We start from the raw sequence: 17,388 nt of genomic DNA, 5'->3' as shown, positions 1-17,388 counted from the left end.
GTAAACGCAGATCCGCCCCGCGGAACGCGAGCACCACTGGATCGAGACGACGGAGTCGACATGTACGCACCGGAGCGCCACCAGGCGATCCTGGACCGTGCCCGCACCGACGGGCGGGTCGAGGTCCGCGATCTCGCGCTCTCGCTCGCGGTCACGCCCGAGACGATCCGTCGCGACCTCACGAGCCTCGAGCGCCGCGGCCTGCTGCGCCGGGCGCACGGCGGCGCGATCCCGGTCGAGCGCCTGGGCATCGAGCCCGAGGTCGCCGCCCGCGAGGGCCACCTCGCCGCCGAGAAGGACCGCATCGCCACCGCAGCCCTCGCCGAAGTGCCCGACGGCGGGTCGCTCGCCATCGACGCGGGCACCACCACCGTCCGCCTCGCGGAGCTGCTCCCCCTGGACCGCCGGCTGACGGTCGTCACCCACTCCCTCCCCGTCGCGATGGCGCTCGTCGGCCGGCCCAACATCGATCTGCACCTGCTCGGCGGTCACCTCCGCGGAGTGACGCAGGCCGCCGTCGGCCCGTGGGCCGCCCAGGCGATCGCCTCCGTCTCGGTGGACGTCGCCTTCATCGGCACCAACGGCATCAGCCGCGAGCGGGGCCTCACCACCCCCGACCTCGACGAGGCCGTGGTCAAGTCGGCCCTCATCACCTCGGCACGCCGCGTCGTCGTCCTCGCCGACCACTCCAAGTTCGGCCGGCAGGACTTCGGGCACGTCGCTCCGCTGTCCGCGATCGACACCGTCATCACGGACAGCGGCCTCGACGACGAGACCGTCGACGACGTCGAGTCCGCCGGCCCCGAGGTGGTCCGCGCATGATCGTCACCGTCACCGCCAACCCGAGCATCGACGTCACCCTCTCGACCAGCGGCTTCGCGGTCGGCGAGGTCAACCGGGCGCACGACGTGCGCCGCGACCCGGCGGGGAAGGGTGTCAACGTCGCCCGCGCCCTCGCCCGCAACGGAGTCGAGGCCACGGCTGTCTACCCCGCCGACGCCTCGACCGGGCTCGACCTCTCGTCGATGCTCGAGGCGGCGGGCGTCCGGTCCGCGAGCATCGCGATCGCGCAGCCGATCCGCACCAACATCACCGTCGTCGACGACGCCTCGGGGCGCACCACCAAGATCAACGAGCCCGGCCCGGCGATCAGCCCCGAGGAGGCGAAGGCGCTCTCGGAGCTCATCTGCGACCACGTCGTCGCCGCACCGCGCTGGCTCGTCGCGTGCGGCAGCGTCCCTCCGGGACTCGGCGACGACTTCTACGCGTCGCTCGGCCGACTCGCCCTGCACTTCGGCGTCCCGCTCGCCGTCGACACCTCCGGAGCCCCGCTCACCGCGATCATCGCGGCCGGCACGGCGACCCTGGTGAAGCCCAACCTCGAGGAGCTCGAGGAGCTCCTCGGCCGCTCGCTCCCGACGGTCGGAGACGTCGTCGCCGGAGCACGCGAACTCCTCCGCCTCCCGGACGCGCGAGCGCTCGTGAGCCTCGGAGAGCACGGCGCCCTCCTCGTCACGGCCGACGCGTCGTGGTGGGCGGGCGCACCCGCCGTCGTGCCCCTCAGCACCGTCGGCGCCGGGGACAGCACCCTCGCGGGCTACCTCTCGGCCACCGACGCCACGGAGGCGGAGCGCCTCGCGACAGCAGTCGCGTGGGGCACCGCCGCCGTCCGGCTCCCGGGCAGCGAAGCCCCGGGGCCCGACTCCCTCCGACTCGACGACGTCACCGTCGTCGCGTCCCCCGACCCCCACCTCCCGATTGGAGAACTGAGCGCATGACTGCACTCACCGAGGCCTCGACCGTCATCGTCGACCTGACCGCCGCCACCAAGGACGAGGCCACCGCGCAGCTGGCGAAGACGCTGGCCGACGCGGGCCGCGTCACCGACCTCGACGGGTTCCTCGCCGACGTCCGCGACCGCGAGGCGCAGATGGCCACCGGCATGCCCGGCGGCATCGGGATCCCCCACGCCCGCTCCTCCCACGTCGTCGCCCCCAGCGTCGCCGTCGGCATCGCGAAGCAGGGCGTCGACTTCGGCGCCCCCGACGGACCGGCCGACCTGATCTTCCTGATCGCCGCCCCCGACGGAGCCGACCAGGCGCACCTCAAGATCCTCGCCCAGCTCGCCCGCAAGCTGATCCACGAGTCCTTCACCGGGTCCCTCCGCGCCGCGTCCAGCGGCCAGGAGGTCGCCGACATCATCGCCCGAGAGGTCGTCGTCTCATGAGGATCGTCGCCGTCACCAGCTGCATCGCCGGCATCGCGCACACCTACATGGCCGCCGAGGCCCTGGAGCAGGCCGCGAAGAAGAAGGGGTACGAGATCCAGGTCGAGACCCAGGGCGCTGCGGGCTCCGACCCGATGTCGGACCAGACCATCGCCGACGCCGACGTCGTCATCCTCGCCGCCGACCTCGAGGTCCGCGGCAAGGAGCGCTTCGCCGGGAAGCCGACCCTCGAAGTCGGCACCTCGGAGGCGCTCGCGAAGGCCTCGGAGGTCATCGACCGCGCGGTCGCCACCGCCCAGGCCGCACCGCCCGCCGCTGATGCGACCTCCTCCGACGCCCCCCGCTTCGTGGCCGTCACGAGCTGTATCGCGGGCATCGCGCACACTTACATGGCCGCGGAAGCGCTCGAGCAGGCCGCGAAGAAGCGCGGCTACCCGATCCACGTCGAGACCCAAGGCGCCGCCGGCTCCGAGGAGATGACCGCGGGCGACATCGCCGCCGCGGACGTCGTCATCCTCGCCGCCGACCTCGAGGTCCGCGGCAAGGACCGCTTCGCCGGCAAGCCGATCCTCCAGGTCGGAGTCGCCGAGGCGCTCGCCAAGCCGGACGAGGTGCTCGACCGCGCACTCGCCCTGCGCAGCGCGAAGCCCGCCGACGCCCCTGCCCGCGCGCAGGCCGCCGCCGCTCCCGCCGCCGCCCCCAAGAAGGTCGGCGTCGGCACGCGCATCCGCCAGAACCTGATGACCGGCGTGTCGTACATGATCCCGTTCGTCGCGGCTGGCGGTCTGCTGATCGCCCTGTCGTTCCTGTTCGGCGGGTACCAGATCGTCAGCTTCACTCCGCAGCAGATCATCGACAACGGCTTCAACCCGGTGAACATCACCGACTGGGCCGGAATCATGTTCCTGATCGGAGGAGCGACCTTCGCGTTCCTCGTGCCCGTGCTGTCCGGCTTCATCGCCTTCGGCATCGCCGACCGCCCCGGCATCGCCCCCGGCTTCCTCGGCGGCGCGGTCGCCGTGACCGTCGGAGCCGGCTTCCTCGGCGGACTCGCCTCGGGCTTCATCGCCGGATACGCGGCGCTGTACATCTCGCGGATCAAGCTGCCCGCGGCCTTCAAGTCTCTGATGCCCGTCGTGATCATCCCCCTGATCGCGACCTTCATCACCGGCTTCCTGATGTTCGTCGTCCTCGGAGCGCCGCTGCGCGCGCTGAGCGAGGGACTCTCGTCCTGGCTCTCCGGCCTCACCGGCGGCAACCTGATCGTGCTGGGGGTCATCCTCGGCCTGATGATGGCGTTCGACATGGGTGGCCCGGTCAACAAGGTGGCCTACGCCTTCGCGACCACCGGTCTCGCCTCCGTCCCCGCCGACGGCGACCCGAACTCGGTGCAGTTCAAGGTGATGGCGATCGTCATGGCCGCCGGCATGACGCCGCCGCTGGGTCTCGCCCTGGCGACGACGCTGCGCAAGCGCCTCTTCACCGACGCCGAGCGCCAGAACGGCAAGGCCGCCTACCTGCTCGGCGCGTCCTTCATCTCGGAGGGGGCCATCCCGTTCGCCGCGGTCGACCCGCTGCGCGTGATCCCCTCCGCGATGATCGGCTCGGCCGTCACCGGCGCGCTCGTCGCCCTGTTCGGCTCGACCCTCCGCGCCCCGCACGGCGGAGTCTGGGTCACCGGCCTCGTCGGACAGCCGATCCTCTACCTCGTCGCGATCCTCGTCGGAATGGTCGTCACCGCGATCGCCGTCATCATCGCCAAGAGCATCAAGCGCGCCCCCGTGGTCGCCGAGGTGCCCGAGCCCGTCACCGCTCGCCCCGTCGCCGCGGTCTGACCCGCGCCGACCCCCGAACGACCGTCCTGAGCGGTCTCTCCGACAGCCCGCGCCTGCGCCGCCTTCTTCTTCTCCGAGGGAAGGTGGCGCAGGACGCGGGCTGTTCCTTTTTCCGCGGCGGTCCCCGCCCGCCGCGGCGCAGTCGGCTTCGCGACGGGGACGCGTTTCCGAGAGCGGGGCGCGGACGGCTACGACGAATCGCTGGGACGCGATCCGCCGGTTCACCTGAGCGGTGGCGCAGCGGTCCCCGCCCGCCGYGGCGCAGTCGGCTTCGCGACATGGTCCGTTTACGGGAGCGGGCAGCGGACGTCTACAGCGAATCGCTCACACGCGATTCGCCGGTTCGCCGTCACCACGGGCGGCGGTCCCCGCCCGCCGCGGCGCGGGTGGCTTAGCGGTGGGGCGCGTCAGCGAGGGCGAGGCACGGACGGCGAGGACGAATCGCCGGCATGCTGTTCCCCGGGGCGCCTCCTCGACGGGCGGCGGCGGTTTCGCCGTGCGCAACCTCAACTCGGAGAGGGGTATCCCGGCTGTCAGCGGTTTCACCCCTGTCACAGCTGAGGTTGTGATGCCGGGGCCGACGCGGAGGTGAGGACACCGGGTGCGCCGCGGATGGCCCCCGACCGTCGGGGGGTCGGGGGCCAGAACCTGAGCTGTGACGCGTGCTCGGCCACCATCGTGGCTGAGCGGCCCTCCTGGCTGACGTTCTGCGCAGCGGGAAGAGACGCGGCGCCCGGGAGGGCCGTGTCGGCGGCCGAGAATAGACTGCTCCGGTGACCAAGAAGCTCCTCCGCATCGCCTCCGTCAACGTCAACGGGGTCCGCGCCGCGTTCCGCAAGGGCATGGGCGACTGGCTCGCCGCGCGCGACGTCGACATCCTCGCCCTGCAGGAGGTGCGCGCCTCCACCGACGACCTCACCGGGCTCCTCGGCGACGACTGGGACGTGCTGCACGACGAGGCGACCGCGAAGGGCCGCGCCGGAGTGGCGCTCGCGTCCCGCAACCGCGCCACGATCCACCGGGTCGCCCTGGGCGCCGACGACTTCGACTCGGCCGGGCGCTGGCTCGAGGCCGACTACGAGGTCGGCGACCGCACGATCACCGTCGTGTCGACCTACGTCCACTCCGGTGGCGTCGGCACCCCGAAGCAGGACGAGAAGGTGAAGTTCCTCGACGCGATGACCGAGCGGCTGCCCCAGTTGCAGGCGCACAATCCGCTCGCCGTCGTGATGGGCGACCTCAACGTCGGCCACCGCACCCTCGACATCAAGAACTGGAAGGGCAACGTCAAGAAGGCCGGCTTCCTCCCCGAGGAGCGCGCCTACTTCGACCGCTTCCTCGGCGCCGAGGGCGAGGAGGGCTACAACGCCGGTGCCGGGCTCGGCTGGATCGACCTCGGCCGCCGCTTCGCGGGCGAGGTCCCCGGGCCCTACACCTGGTGGTCGCAGCGCGGCCAGGCCTTCGACACCGACACCGGCTGGCGCATCGACTACCAGCTCGCCACCCCCGAGCTCGCCGCGCTCGCGCGCAGCTACGAGATCGACCGTGCCGACAGCTGGGACACCCGCTGGTCCGACCACGCCCCCGTCGTCGTCGACTACGAGCTCTGACCCTCCACCACTCCCCCGCGCGATCACCGCGCCACCGCACCGCAACTGAGGCCTCACCATGACCCCCACCGCTCCGGGCGCGAAGCCCGTCATCTTCTCGGGCATGCAGCCCTCCTCGGGCTCGCTGCACCTCGGCAACTACATCGGCGCGCTCACGCAGTGGGTCGCCATGCAGGAGGACTTCGACGCGTACTTCTGCGTCGTCGACCTCCATGCGATCACCGTGCCGCAGGACCCGGCCGAGCTGCGCGAGCGCACGCGCGCGACCGCTGCACAGTACATCGCGGCCGGCATCGACCCCGAGCGCTCGACTCTGTTCATCCAGTCGCACGTGCCCGCGCACGCCGAGCTGGCGTGGATCCTGAACACGGTGACCGGCTTCGGCGAGGCGAGCCGCATGACGCAGTTCAAGGACAAGTCGGCGAAGCAGGGCACCGAAGCCGCCTCGGTCGGCCTCTTCACCTACCCGATCCTCATGGCGGCCGACATCCTGCTCTACCAGACCGACGCCGTGCCCGTCGGCGAGGACCAGCGCCAGCACCTCGAGCTCACCCGCGACCTCGCGGGGCGCTTCAACACGCGCTTCGGCGAGACCTTCGCGATCCCGGAGCCGCACATCGCCCGCGAGACGGCGAAGATCTACGACCTGCAGAACCCCGGCGCCAAGATGTCGAAGTCGGCGGAGTCGGACGCGGGCCTGCTGAGCGTGCTCGACGAACCGAAGGCGACCGCGAAGAAGATCATGCGGGCCGTCACCGACACGGAGTCGGAGGTGCGGTTCGACCGCGCCGCCAAGCCCGGCGTCTCGAACCTGCTCACGATCTACTCCGTTCTGGCCGACCGCACGGTCGAGTCGCTCGAGCAGGAGTACGCCGGCCGCGGCTACGGCGACCTGAAGAAGGGTCTCGTCGAGGTCGTCGCCGCGACGTTCGACCCGATCCGCGCCCGGACGGCCGAGCTGCTGGCGGACCCGGCCGAGCTCGACCGCGTGCTGTCCCGTGCGGCCGACCGCGCCTCCGAGACGGCGGAGAAGACGCTCGCGACCGTCTACGACCGCATCGGCTTCCTCCGCCGCACCCGCTGAGCCGTGCTGCGGCTCGCGCTCTTCGACCTCGACGACACCCTCTTCCAGCACGCCCGGGCGGTCCGGAAGGGGATCGTCGCGCACGCGACGGCGCTCGGCGACGCGTACTCCGGCGAGGCGGGTGAGATCCAGCGCCGCTGGTACGACCTCGAGGAGGAGCACTACCACCGCTACCTGGCGGGCGAGCTCGACTACGAGGGGCAGCGGCGCGCCCGTGCGACGGCCTTCGCAGCCGACGCGGGCGTCGAGCTGTCGCCGGAGGAGGCGAGCGAGTGGTTCGCCGCCTACCTCGAGCAGTACGTGGCCGCGTGGACGCTGCACGACGACGCTCTGCCCGCCCTCGACCGGCTCGACGCGGCGGGCGTCCGGATCGGCGTGATCACGAACGGCGACCTCGAGTTCCAGACGCGCAAGATGGACGCGATCGCGCTGTCGGAGCGCGTCGAGCACCTGATCGCGTCGGGCGAGGTCGGCGTGACGAAGCCGGATGCGCGGATCTTTCAGGTCGCCTGCGAGCGGTTCGGAGTGGCTCCGTCCGATGCGCTGTACGTCGGCGACCGCCTCGGCACCGACGCGATCGGCGCAGCGCGAGCGGGACTCCACGGGATCTGGCTCGACCGGGTGGGCGGGCCGGAGCACGGCCGCGGGCTGCCCGCCGACGCCGTCGAACTCGGCGTCCGACGCATCGGCTCACTCGACGGGCTCGACGATCTGGTCGAGCGCCTTCGCTGATCGTTGCCGACGACCGACCGCCTCCGAGCCGTCAGCGGCCGCGGGCGGCCGCGATGAAGGCCACCAGGGCGCACGAGTCGCAGATCACGGCCGTTCCCACGCTGTGCGGCGTGGCCTGGGGAGCGGTCAGCGCGAGTACGGCACCGATGCTCACGGCGATGCCGAGGACCAGGTTCCAGGCCCGGCGACGCCGACGGCCACCCTCCCTACAGCGGCAGGGGTGCCGCCTACTGTGATGTCGTCGCTGTCATCCACCCTGTCGACCTCCTCCGGGACACTGTTCTGGCGTTCCAGCTTGCCATACCAGTATGGCTCGTGCCGCTCTGGCGCTGGAGAAGTCATGCGATGTCCCTCCGCATCACCACGACCGCCGAGACCATCGCCGCCGCGATCAGCCACCCGGCTCCGACGAGGATGCCGATGCCCTGATCGCCCGTCCCGGTGGCGCCGCTCGGGTCGCGTCCGGTCGCCAGCAGCCAGGCGACGATCGGAGCAGTCCACCGCGCCCACGGCTGGGTCGCCGCGAACGGCATCGACGCGACGAGCAGCGTCGGAACGAGGAACAGTGCCGGGATGTGGAGCCCGATCACCGCGCCGACCGAGAGCCCCCAGAATCCCGCGCCGGCACTGAGTCCGGCAGGCGGCCACGAGCCCGGCTCCCGGGCCCCCGGTGCCGGCCACCGAGTCGAAGGCCAGCGCCCCCGAGAACGCCACCAGCACTGCGAGCAGCGCAGATTGGCGCGGAACACGCGAGGGCCCGCGCACGGGATGTGCGCGGGCCCTCGTCGAGCGGTGCGGCGGTGCTACGACACGTCCTCGTCGACCCAGTCGAAGGTCTTCGTGACGGCCTTCTTCCAGAGGCGGTACTGGCGGGCGGCCTCGTCCTGGTCCATGGAGGGGGTCCAGCGCGAGTCCTCCTGCCAGTTCTGGCGCAGGTCGTCGAGGTTCTCCCAGAAGCCGACGGCGAGGCCCGCGGCGTACGCGGCTCCGAGCGCGGTGGTCTCGGCGACGACCGGGCGGACGACCGGGACGCCGAGGATGTCGGCCTGGAACTGCATGAGCAGGTTGTTGGCGATCATGCCGCCGTCGACCTTGAGCTCCTGCAGGGGCACACCGGAGTCGGCGTTGACGGCGTCCAGCACCTCGCGGGTCTGGAACGCGGTCGCCTCGAGCGCGGCGCGGGCGATGTGGCCCTTGTTCACGTAACGGGTCAGGCCGACGAGCGCACCGCGCGCATCCGACCGCCAGTACGGAGCGAAGAGACCCGAGAACGCCGGCACGAAGTAGGCGCCGCCGTTGTCCTCGACGGTCGCGGCGAGTGCCTCGACCTCGGGCGCCGAGCCGATGAGGCCCAGGTTGTCGCGCAGCCACTGGATGAGCGAGCCGGAGACCGCGATCGAGCCCTCGAGTGCGTAGTGCACCTCGCCGTCGCCGAGCTTGTAGCCGATGGTGGTGAGGAGGCCGTTCTTGGAATGGACGATCTCGGTGCCGGTGTTGAAGATGAGGAAGTTGCCGGTGCCGTAGGTGTTCTTCGCCTCGCCCGGATCGAACGCCGCCTGGCCGAAGGTCGCGGCCTGCTGGTCGCCCAGGATGCCCGCGATGGGCACCTCGCGCAGCAGCGACGAGGACTCGACGTGGCCGTACACCTCGGAGGAGGAGCAGACCTCGGGGAGCATCGACTTCGGGACGCCGAACGCCTCGAGGATGTCGTCGCGCCACTCGAGGGTCTCGAGGTCGAGGAACAGCGTGCGCGACGCGTTGGTCACGTCGGTCTTGTGCACGCCGCCGTCGATGCCGCCGGTCAGGTTCCAGAGGACCCAGGTGTCGGTCGTGCCGAAGATCAGGTCGCCGGCCTCGGCCTTCTCGCGCGCACCCTCGACGTTCTCGAGGATCCAGACGATCTTGGTGCCCGAGAAGTAGGTCGCGAGCGGGAGGCCGACGATCGACTTGAAGCGGTCCGCTCCCTCGTCGCCCGCGAGGCGGTCGACGATCGACTGCGTGCGGGTGTCCTGCCACACGATCGCGTTGTAGACGGGCTTGCCGGTGGTCTTGTCCCAGACGACCGCGGTCTCGCGCTGGTTGGTGATGCCGACCGAGGCGATGTCGTGGCGGGTCAGGTCGGCGCGGGAGAGCGCCTGGCCGATGACCTCGCGGACGTTGTTCCAGATCTCGATCGGGTCGTGCTCGACCCAGCCCGCGCGGGGGAAGATCTGCTCGTGCTCCTTCTGACCGGTGGAGACGATCGAGCCCTTCTTGTCGAAGATGATCGCGCGGGACGACGTCGTCCCCTGGTCGATCGCGATGACGTAGTCAGCCATGTGCAAGTACTCCTTCGTAACGAGTGTGGGAGGAAGCGGCGCGGAGCGCGTCAGAGGATGGGGAGCAGGACCAGCGAGGACCAGCCGGCGAGCAGTCCACCGACGATCGGGCCGGCGATCGGCACCCACGAGTAGGACCAGTCGCTCGAGCCCTTGCCCTTGATCGGGAGCAGCGCGTGGGCGATGCGGGGGCCGAGGTCACGGGCCGGGTTGATGGCGTAGCCGGTCGGGCCGCCGAGGGAGGCGCCGATCGCGATCACCAGGATCGCGACGGGCAGCGCGCCGAGCGCGGCGAGTCCGCCGTCGCCCTGACGACCGCCGCCGAATCCGATGACGACGAAGACGAGCACGAAGGTGCCGATGACCTCGGTGACGAAGTTCCAGCCGTAGGAGCGGATCGCCGGGCCGGTCGAGAAGACGCCGAGCTTGTTGGCGGGGTCGGGCTCCTCGTCGAAGTGCTGCTTGTACGCGAGCCAGCAGAAGACGGCACCGAGGATCGCACCGAGCAGCTGCGCGGCGATGTACGACAGGATCGACACGATGTTGACCGGGACGCCGGAGCCGAACTCCTCAGCGCCGCTCGCGACGAGGCCGAGCGTGACCGCGGGGTTGAGGTGCGCGCCCGAGTTGTACGAGACGATCACACCGGAGAAGACCGCGAAGCCCCATCCGATGTTCACCATCAGGAACCCGCCGTTGAAACCCTTGTTCTTCACCAGCGCGACGTTGGCGACGACGCCGCAGCCCAGGAGGACGAGCAACGCCGTCCCCACCAGCTCCGCTAGGAACACCACTCCGAGATTGTCCACGATGACCTTTTCCTCCGATTCGAGCGGACGCGCGCACGCATCCGAGTCGAGCACCGATGCCCGACGTGTGTGAAGTTATCCGCGCCCCGGCACTCCGACAAGGAGCGACGCGTGCACGTTCGTGCGTAAAACCACGGAAGTCCCGGCGCGATCGTGCTCGTGCCGGGACTTCCGCTTCGCTCCGCCTGTCTCCGCTTACGACGCGGGGACGGCGGTCGGCGTCTGGACGGAGGTGCCTCCGACGTCCACGCCGTTGTACTTCTTCAGGTGCGAGATGGTCGCGTCGACCTCCTCGGCGCGCTTCGCGTCGTCCCAGCCCAGGACGGCTCCGGTGTGCTCGGCCAGCTCCTCGAGGAGCTCGCGGCTGAGACCGCCGGTGAAGGCGTGGTTGGTGCGGCGCATGACCAGGTCGATCAGGTGCACGACGCTCTCGCGCTGCGCCAGGTAGCGGATCTCACCGGTGGTGAAGTCCTTGTCGAAGTCGAGCGCCTCGTCGTGGCCGTCGGCCAGGGCCTCGATGACCTCCTTCGCCCGGGTGCCGTAGCGCTCGAGCAGCTGGCCGGTGCGGGCCGAGGACAGGCCGGAGCGGTGCTGGCTGATCCACTGCGCGCGGGACGCGTCGGTTCGGGGGAAGCCCTTGCCGCCTCCGATGGCCGTCTTCACGGTCGAGACGCGGCGCGTCACTCCGATCTTCGTGAAGACCTCGTCGGCGAGGTGCTCGGAGAGGGCGCGGAACGTCGTCCACTTGCCGCCGACGAGGCTGAGGACCGGGGTCTTCCCGCCGGGCAGCGTCGAGGGCTCGATGCGGTAGTCGCGGGAGACGAAGCCGGGGGCCTCGTCGTCGTGACGCGGCAGCGGGCGGATGCCGGAGAACTTGAAGACGATCTGCTCGCGGGTCACCGGGATGGAGGGGAACACGTGGTTCACGAGGTCGAAGAAGTAGTCGATCTCCTCCTCCGTGCACACCGACGGCTCGTTCGGGTCGGCCTCGATGTCGGTGGTGCCGACCATCACGCGGCCCTTGAGCGGGTAGATGAGGACGATGCGGCCGTCGCTGTGCTCGAAGAACATCTCGCGGCCCTCGCAGGCCTCGACCAGCTCGGGGTTGTCGAGGACGATGTGCGAGCCCTTGGTGCCGCCCATGAACTTCGTGGTGGTGCCCAGCGCGGTGTTGGTGAAGTCGGTCCAGGGGCCGGAGACGTTGACGACGACGTCGGCCTGGAAGGCGAACTCCTCGCCGGTCTCGCGGTCGCGCAGCAGGACGCCGCCCTCGGAGGTGCCGACGGCCTCGACGTAGTTCGCCGCGCGGGCCTTCGCTCCGCCGACGAGCCCGTCGCGGAGGACGTCCAGCGCGAGGCGCTCCGGCTCGTGCACGGAGGCGTCGAAGTAGGTGGCGGTGTACTTGATCTTCGGATCGAGCTTCGGCAGCTCGTTCAGCGAGCGCTTGCGCCCGTGGAACTGGTGGCGCGGGACGACGCCTCCGTCGCGCGAGAAGAAGTCGTACAGCGTGAGGCCGACCTTGATCAGCAGCGCGCCGCGCTCCTGCGGCTTGCCCGACTTGTGCGTCAGGAAGCGCAGCGGGGCCGCGAGGATGCCCGAGAAGGTGGAGTAGATGGGGATGGTGGTCTGCAGCGGCTTCACGTAATGCGGCGCGATCTTCAGCAGGCCGTTGCGCTCGTGCACGCCCTCGTTGACGAGGCGGAACTCGCCGTTCTCGAGGTAGCGGATGCCACCGTGGATCATGTGGCTCGAGGCGCTGGAGGCGCCCGAGACGTAGTCGCCGCGCTCGACGAGCGCGACGTCGACCCCGTTGAGCGCGAGCTCGCGGAAGGTTCCGATGCCGTTGATGCCACCGCCGATCACGAGGACGGTCGCTCGGGGGGTGTCCCGCAGGGCGGCGACGCTCTCGCGGATGGCGGGGGTTCCGGGAGTTCCGACAGACTGTGCCACTTCGTACTCGCCTTCGTGTCGTGTGTGATTCGTCCAGTGGTTCTTCGACCAGCCTCCGCATCAGTCTCGGCACCCGAGGTGGACGATTGATTTCGCGAAGGAATACAGCCATCCTTGACCCGGGAACACATCCGGTCAAGACGGGTGGAAATACGTGCAAGGAGCATCAGTGACCCCTGTCCGACCGGTCGTCGAACTCGACGAGACGACGCACGCGACCCACCCCGACAAGACGCGGGACGCGCTCCGCGCCGCCCAGCTCTACTACATGCAGGACCTGACGATGGACGCCATCGCGCACGAGCTGCACACGTCGCGCTCGTCGGTCTCGCGGCTGCTGTCGCACGCCCGCGCGACCGGACTGGTCGACATCCAGATCCGCTCCCCGCTCGATCGCGCGAGCGCTCTCTCGGCGGAGGTGCGCGCGCACTTCGACATCACCGCGCACATCGTGCCGGTACCGGACCACACGAGCGAGATCGACCGGCTCGAGCGGGTCGCCCTGTCCGCGGCGCGGATCCTCGGCCAGTTCATCGACTCCAACATGATCGTCGGCATCGCCTGGGGCTCGACGATGAGCGCCATCAGCCGCCACCTCATCGCCAAGGAGACCCACAACACCCAGATCGTGCAGCTGAACGGCGCGGGCAACACCGAGACGACCGGCATCAACTACTCCAGCGAGATCCTCCGCCGTTTCGGGGACGCGTACGCGGCGAAGGTGCAGCAGTTCCCGGTGCAGGCGTTCTTCGACGACCCGCTGACCAAGCAGGCGGTCTGGCGCGAGCGGTCGACGAAGCGGGTGCTCGAGCTGCAGCAGCGGATGGACGTGGCGCTCTTCGGCCTCGGCTCACCGTTCGCGGCGGTGCCGTCGAAGGTCTACATCGGCGGCTACCTCGAGCCGGACGACTTCACGTCGCTGAGCGCGTCGGGGGTCGTGGGCGACGTGGCGACGGTGTTCTACCGTGCCGACGGGACGTGGGACGACATCCCCATGAACGAACGTGCAAGCGGTCCGGACCTCTCCACGGTGCGCCGCGCGGCGCGCCGGATCTGCGTGGTGTCGGGGGCGTCGAAGCTCCCGGGTCTGCGCGGGGCGCTGGCGGCCGGGCTGATCACCGACCTGATCCTCGACGAGGGCACGGCGCGCGCGCTGATCGCGGACTGACGCGACTCGGCGACTCCCGCGAGAGGCCACTCCGGTCGGTCCGCCGCGGCTTCTCGCGGCGCGCGACGGCGGAGAGGTCAGGATTCGCGGGCGTGGGAGTCCAGGAACTCGTAGACCTCGGCGTCGTCGATGCCGGGGAACGTGCCGGAGGGCAACGGAGCGAGCACGTGGGCGTGCAGGCGCGCGCTCGGCCAGGCGTTGCCGTCCCAGCGGGCGGCGAGGTCCGCCGGTGCGCGGCGGCAGCACGACTCGTCGGGGCAGCGGGACTGCTCGCGGCGGTCGGTGTCCCGACCGCGGAAGAAGCGCGCCTCGGCGAAGGGCACGCCGACGGTGATCGAGAACTCCTCCGTCGCCGTCGTGCCCGTCTGCGACGCCGACCAGAACGTGCCGGCGGGGGTGTCGACGTACTGGTAGTACTCGGTCGTGCGGTTGGTGCGGCTGAACGCGGAGCGGGCCGACCAGTAGCGGCAGACCACCTGTCCCTCCACCGCCCCCGTCACATCGGTCGGCAAGGGCAGATCGTCGTTCTCGTACGCCTTCTGGATCGACCCGTCGCCGAGGACGCGGAGGAAGTGCATCCGGATGTCGAGGTGCGAGGTCAGGAGGTTCGTGAAGCGCAGGGCGGCCGCCTCGTGGGTGACGCCGAAGCCGTCGCGGAAGTCCTCGACGGAGATGTCGCGGCCGCGCTTCGCCTCCTGCAGGAACGCGACCGCCGGCTCGAGCGGCATGAGGCAGGCGGCGGCGAAGTAGTTGATCTCGAGGCGCTGGCGGAGGAAGTCGGCGTAGGTCACCGGGCGCTCGTGCCCCAGCAGCCGGTGCGCCATGGCCTGCAACGCGAGCGCGCGCAGCCCGTGGCCGCCGGGGATCGAGGCGGGAGGGAGGTAGATGCGGCCGTTGGCCAGGTCGATCACCGACCGGGCGGAGTGGGGCAGATCGCCGACGTGGATGATCTCGAAGCCGAGGTGCCGCGCCATCCGCGAGACCGAGCTGTGCGTCAGCGCTCCCCCGCGGTGCCCGACGGTCCGCAGCATCTCGCCGGCGACCGTCTCGATCTCGGGCAGGTAGGCGTTGCTGTCGCGCAGCTGCAGCCGCTGCGCCGTGTTGGCGCGCCGCGCCTCCTCCGGCGTGGCACTCGCCTCGTTCCTGCGGCGCGCCAGCTCGCGGTAGACGCCGAGGAACGCCTGGAGGACGGGCGTCGTGAGCCCCTTGTTGACCTTGAACTCGGGCAGCCCCAGTGAGCGGTAGAGCGAGCCCTTCTGCACGCGGGCGAGCTCGATCTCGAGCGCGGCGCGCTCGCTCGGCGGCTCGTCCGAGAGCAGAGCGGCCAGCTCGACTCCGAGCGCCGTGGCCAGCCCCTGCATCAAGGAGAGCCTCGGCTCCCGGCGACCGGTCTCGATGAGCGAGAGCTGACTCCCCGAGACGCCCACGTGCTCCGCGAGCTGACCGAGGGTCAGGCCCCGGCGGGTGCGGAAGTGGCGGATGCGCTGCCCGAGCAGCGCGGCGTCGGTCCCGGTGGGGGCGGCGGAGGGGTCTGTCACGTCGAGCTCCTGCGATCGGTTGTGACGTACGGAGAAAAAGGGCCGTTCTTGACGGGTCGGACCGCGTCAAGACACCCCGATCCTCCTCCATTCTGGCTCCAGGCGCCACACGACGCCCCTCGACGCAGACGACTGATCGAGGCCGACTCCCCACCCGTCGACGACGACACACGAGAAAGCGGAGCGACCATGACCATCTTCACCAACACCGTGCGGCTCGAGCCGAACACCCTGACCGCGCCCACGGCGACGCCCGCGCCGGTCGTACCCCCCGCTCCCCTCGCTCTGCGCAGGTGGGTGCGCGAGATGGCCGCGATCCTCGAGCCCGACGCGGTCGAGTGGACCGACGGCTCCCCCGAGGAGTGGTACCGGCTGACCGGTCGCATGGTCGAGGAGGGCAAGCTGATCGCTCTGAACGCGGAGTGGCGCCCCGGATCGTTCCTGGCGCGCACCGATCCCGACGACGTCGCCCGCGTCGAGGACCGCACCTTCATCTGCACCACCGACGAGGCCGATGCGGGCCCGACCAACAACTGGCGCGAGGCGTCGTCGATGAAGGCCGAGATCGCTCCGTACTTCGCGGGCTCGATGCGCGGCCGCACGATGTACGTCGTCCCGTTCTCGATGGGCCCGGTCGGCGGTCCGCTGTCGCAGCTGGGCGTGCAGCTCACCGACTCCGCCTACGCGGTGCTCAACATGCGGATCATGGCGCGCGTCGGCGCCGCTCCGCTCGCCGCCTTCACCGAGGACACCGCCTTCGTGCGCGGAGTGCACTCGGTCGGCTTCCCGCTGCGGGACGCCGACGGCACGACCCGCGAGGACGTCGCCTGGCCCTGCAACGAGACGAAGTACATCACGCAGTTCCCCGAGACCCGCGAGATCTGGTCGTTCGGCTCCGGCTACGGCGGCAACGCCCTGCTCGCCAAGAAGTGCTTCGCGCTGCGCATCGCCTCGGCGATGGGCCGCGAGGAGGGCTGGCTCGCCGAGCACATGCTCCTCATCCGCATCGTCTCGCCCGAGGGCCGTCGCTACCACGTGGCGGCGGCGTTCCCGAGCGCGTGCGGCAAGACGAACCTGGCGATGATGCAGCCGGCCCTGCCCGGCTGGCGGGTCGAGACGCTGGGCGACGACATCACCTGGATGAAGAAGGGCGAGGACGGGAGGCTCTGGGCGATGAACCCCGAGACCGGGTTCTTCGGCGTGGCTCCCGGCACCGGGCAGACCTCGAACCCCAACGCTGTGCAGACCCTCTGGGGCAACACGATCTTCACCAACGTCGCGCTGCGCGAGGACGGCGACGTGTGGTGGGAGGGGCTCACCGACGACGTGCCCGAGCGCCTGACCGACTGGCGCGGCGAGCCCTGGACGCCCGCCTCGTCGACGCCGGCCGCGCATCCGAACGCCCGCTTCACGGCGCCCGCGCTGCAGTGTCCGTCGCTGTCGGACGACTGGGACGCCTTCGAGGGCGTGCCGCTGGACGCGATCGTCTTCGGCGGCCGCCGCGCCACGAACGTGCCGCTCGTGACGCAGGCCACCTCCTGGCAGCACGGCGTGTTCCTCGGCGCGACCATCGCCTCCGAGAAGACCGCGGCGGCGGAGGGGACTGTCGGCGAGCTGCGCCGCGATCCGTTCGCGATGCTCCCCTTCTGCGGGTACAACATGGCCGACTACTTCGCGCACTGGCTCGCGATCGGCGAGGACCTCGGCGCGAAGGCGCCCGCGATCTTCCAGGTGAACTGGTTCCGCAAAGGTGCCGACAGCTCCTTCCTCTGGCCGGGCTTCGGGGAGAACGCCCGGGTGATCCAGTGGCTGGTGCGCCGGCTCGAGGGGGCCGCCGACGCGCGGCGCAGCCCTCTGGGCGACCTGCCCGTTGAGATCGACACGCACGGGCTGAACCTGTCGGACGCCGTGAAGCGCGAGCTGTTCGCCGTGCCGGTCGAGGCGTGGCTGGACGAGTGCGCGCTGACCGAGGAGTTCTTCGCGAAGTTCGGCGACCGGCTCCCCGCCGAGCTCACCGCCGAGCTGGAGGGACTGCGCTTCCGGCTGCTCGCGCAGGAGCTCACCGCGGAGCCCGCGGTCTGACCGACTCGCAGGCCCCGAGCCTGCGCACCCTGTGG

The 17,388-nt window shown here is 70.7% G+C and carries 15 protein-coding genes; 9 read left to right on the top strand and 6 right to left on the bottom strand.

The window, feature by feature from the left end:
- The first annotated feature begins 60 nt into the window (after positions 1 to 60).
- The 7 genes from ASF48_RS06200 to ASF48_RS06170 all read left to right on the top strand — a co-directional run bounded on the left by ASF48_RS06200 (position 61) and on the right by ASF48_RS06170 (position 7,488).
- Positions 61 to 822, top strand: a complete 762-nt coding sequence (locus ASF48_RS06200) for a DeoR/GlpR family DNA-binding transcription regulator (RefSeq protein WP_055787984.1) — start codon at positions 61 to 63, stop codon at positions 820 to 822.
- Entirely contained in the window at positions 819 to 1,778 is a 960-nt protein-coding gene (locus tag ASF48_RS06195; RefSeq protein WP_055787981.1) for a 1-phosphofructokinase family hexose kinase, read from the top strand. Before ASF48_RS06200 ends, ASF48_RS06195 begins: the two co-directional genes overlap by 4 nt.
- Positions 1,775 to 2,227: a PTS sugar transporter subunit IIA gene (locus ASF48_RS06190; RefSeq protein ID WP_055787979.1), complete on the top strand. Its 453-nt coding sequence runs from the start codon at positions 1,775 to 1,777 to the stop codon at positions 2,225 to 2,227. The genes ASF48_RS06195 and ASF48_RS06190 overlap by 4 nt, the downstream gene beginning before the upstream one ends.
- On the top strand, positions 2,224 to 4,062 hold the full coding sequence (locus tag ASF48_RS06185) for a PTS fructose-like transporter subunit IIB (protein WP_082481017.1): 1,839 nt from the start codon (positions 2,224 to 2,226) through the stop codon (positions 4,060 to 4,062). The genes ASF48_RS06190 and ASF48_RS06185 overlap by 4 nt, the downstream gene beginning before the upstream one ends.
- Before the next feature lie 773 nt (positions 4,063 to 4,835).
- Positions 4,836 to 5,672 carry an exodeoxyribonuclease III gene (locus ASF48_RS06180; protein ID WP_055787977.1) on the top strand — a complete coding sequence of 279 codons (837 nt, stop codon included), beginning with the start codon at positions 4,836 to 4,838 and terminating at the stop codon, positions 5,670 to 5,672.
- A gap of 58 nt (positions 5,673 to 5,730) precedes the next feature.
- Positions 5,731 to 6,756: a tryptophan--tRNA ligase gene (trpS, locus tag ASF48_RS06175; protein WP_082481016.1), complete on the top strand. Its 1,026-nt coding sequence runs from the start codon at positions 5,731 to 5,733 to the stop codon at positions 6,754 to 6,756.
- A gap of 3 nt (positions 6,757 to 6,759) precedes the next feature.
- Complete coding sequence (locus ASF48_RS06170) at positions 6,760 to 7,488, top strand: HAD family hydrolase (RefSeq protein WP_055787975.1); 729 nt, start codon at positions 6,760 to 6,762, stop codon at positions 7,486 to 7,488.
- A 31-nt stretch (positions 7,489 to 7,519) separates the two neighbouring features.
- Here the strand turns inward: ASF48_RS06170 and ASF48_RS20015 are convergent, their stop codons facing one another.
- The 5 genes from ASF48_RS20015 to ASF48_RS06150 form a co-directional block, all read right to left on the bottom strand.
- Complete coding sequence (locus ASF48_RS20015; RefSeq protein WP_268788499.1) at positions 7,520 to 7,642, bottom strand: hypothetical protein; 123 nt, start codon at positions 7,640 to 7,642, stop codon at positions 7,520 to 7,522.
- Between the two features lie 184 nt (positions 7,643 to 7,826).
- Positions 7,827 to 8,078 carry a hypothetical protein gene (locus tag ASF48_RS06165; RefSeq protein WP_055787971.1) on the bottom strand — a complete coding sequence of 84 codons (252 nt, stop codon included), beginning with the start codon at positions 8,076 to 8,078 and terminating at the stop codon, positions 7,827 to 7,829.
- 213 nt (positions 8,079 to 8,291) lie between these two features.
- Positions 8,292 to 9,806 (bottom strand): glycerol kinase GlpK, encoded by a 1,515-nt coding sequence (gene glpK, locus ASF48_RS06160; protein ID WP_055787968.1) that lies wholly within the window; start codon positions 9,804 to 9,806, stop codon positions 8,292 to 8,294.
- A 50-nt stretch (positions 9,807 to 9,856) separates the two neighbouring features.
- Positions 9,857 to 10,615: an MIP/aquaporin family protein gene (locus tag ASF48_RS06155; protein WP_082481105.1), complete on the bottom strand. Its 759-nt coding sequence runs from the start codon at positions 10,613 to 10,615 to the stop codon at positions 9,857 to 9,859.
- 195 nt (positions 10,616 to 10,810) lie between these two features.
- Complete coding sequence (locus ASF48_RS06150) at positions 10,811 to 12,565, bottom strand: glycerol-3-phosphate dehydrogenase/oxidase (protein WP_055787964.1); 1,755 nt, start codon at positions 12,563 to 12,565, stop codon at positions 10,811 to 10,813.
- Positions 12,566 to 12,833: 268 nt separating this feature from the next.
- Between ASF48_RS06150 and ASF48_RS06145 the strand changes: the two genes are divergently transcribed.
- Positions 12,834 to 13,733: a sugar-binding transcriptional regulator gene (locus ASF48_RS06145; RefSeq protein ID WP_077223710.1), complete on the top strand. Its 900-nt coding sequence runs from the start codon at positions 12,834 to 12,836 to the stop codon at positions 13,731 to 13,733.
- A gap of 77 nt (positions 13,734 to 13,810) precedes the next feature.
- Here ASF48_RS06145 and ASF48_RS06140 read toward each other — a convergent pair whose 3' ends face one another.
- The gene (locus ASF48_RS06140) at positions 13,811 to 15,271 is read right to left on the bottom strand and encodes a helix-turn-helix domain-containing protein (protein ID WP_055787958.1); all 1,461 of its coding nucleotides are present in this window, start codon (positions 15,269 to 15,271) and stop codon (positions 13,811 to 13,813) included.
- 189 nt (positions 15,272 to 15,460) lie between these two features.
- Between ASF48_RS06140 and ASF48_RS06135 the strand changes: the two genes are divergently transcribed.
- Positions 15,461 to 17,353, top strand: a complete 1,893-nt coding sequence (locus tag ASF48_RS06135) for a phosphoenolpyruvate carboxykinase (GTP) (protein ID WP_082481014.1) — start codon at positions 15,461 to 15,463, stop codon at positions 17,351 to 17,353.
- Positions 17,354 to 17,388: the final 35 nt, after the last annotated feature.

This window comes from Rathayibacter sp. Leaf299 (genome assembly GCF_001423055.1).
Lineage (GTDB): Bacteria > Actinomycetota > Actinomycetes > Actinomycetales > Microbacteriaceae > Rathayibacter > Rathayibacter caricis.
This window is presented reverse-complemented; position numbering and strand designations above follow the sequence as displayed.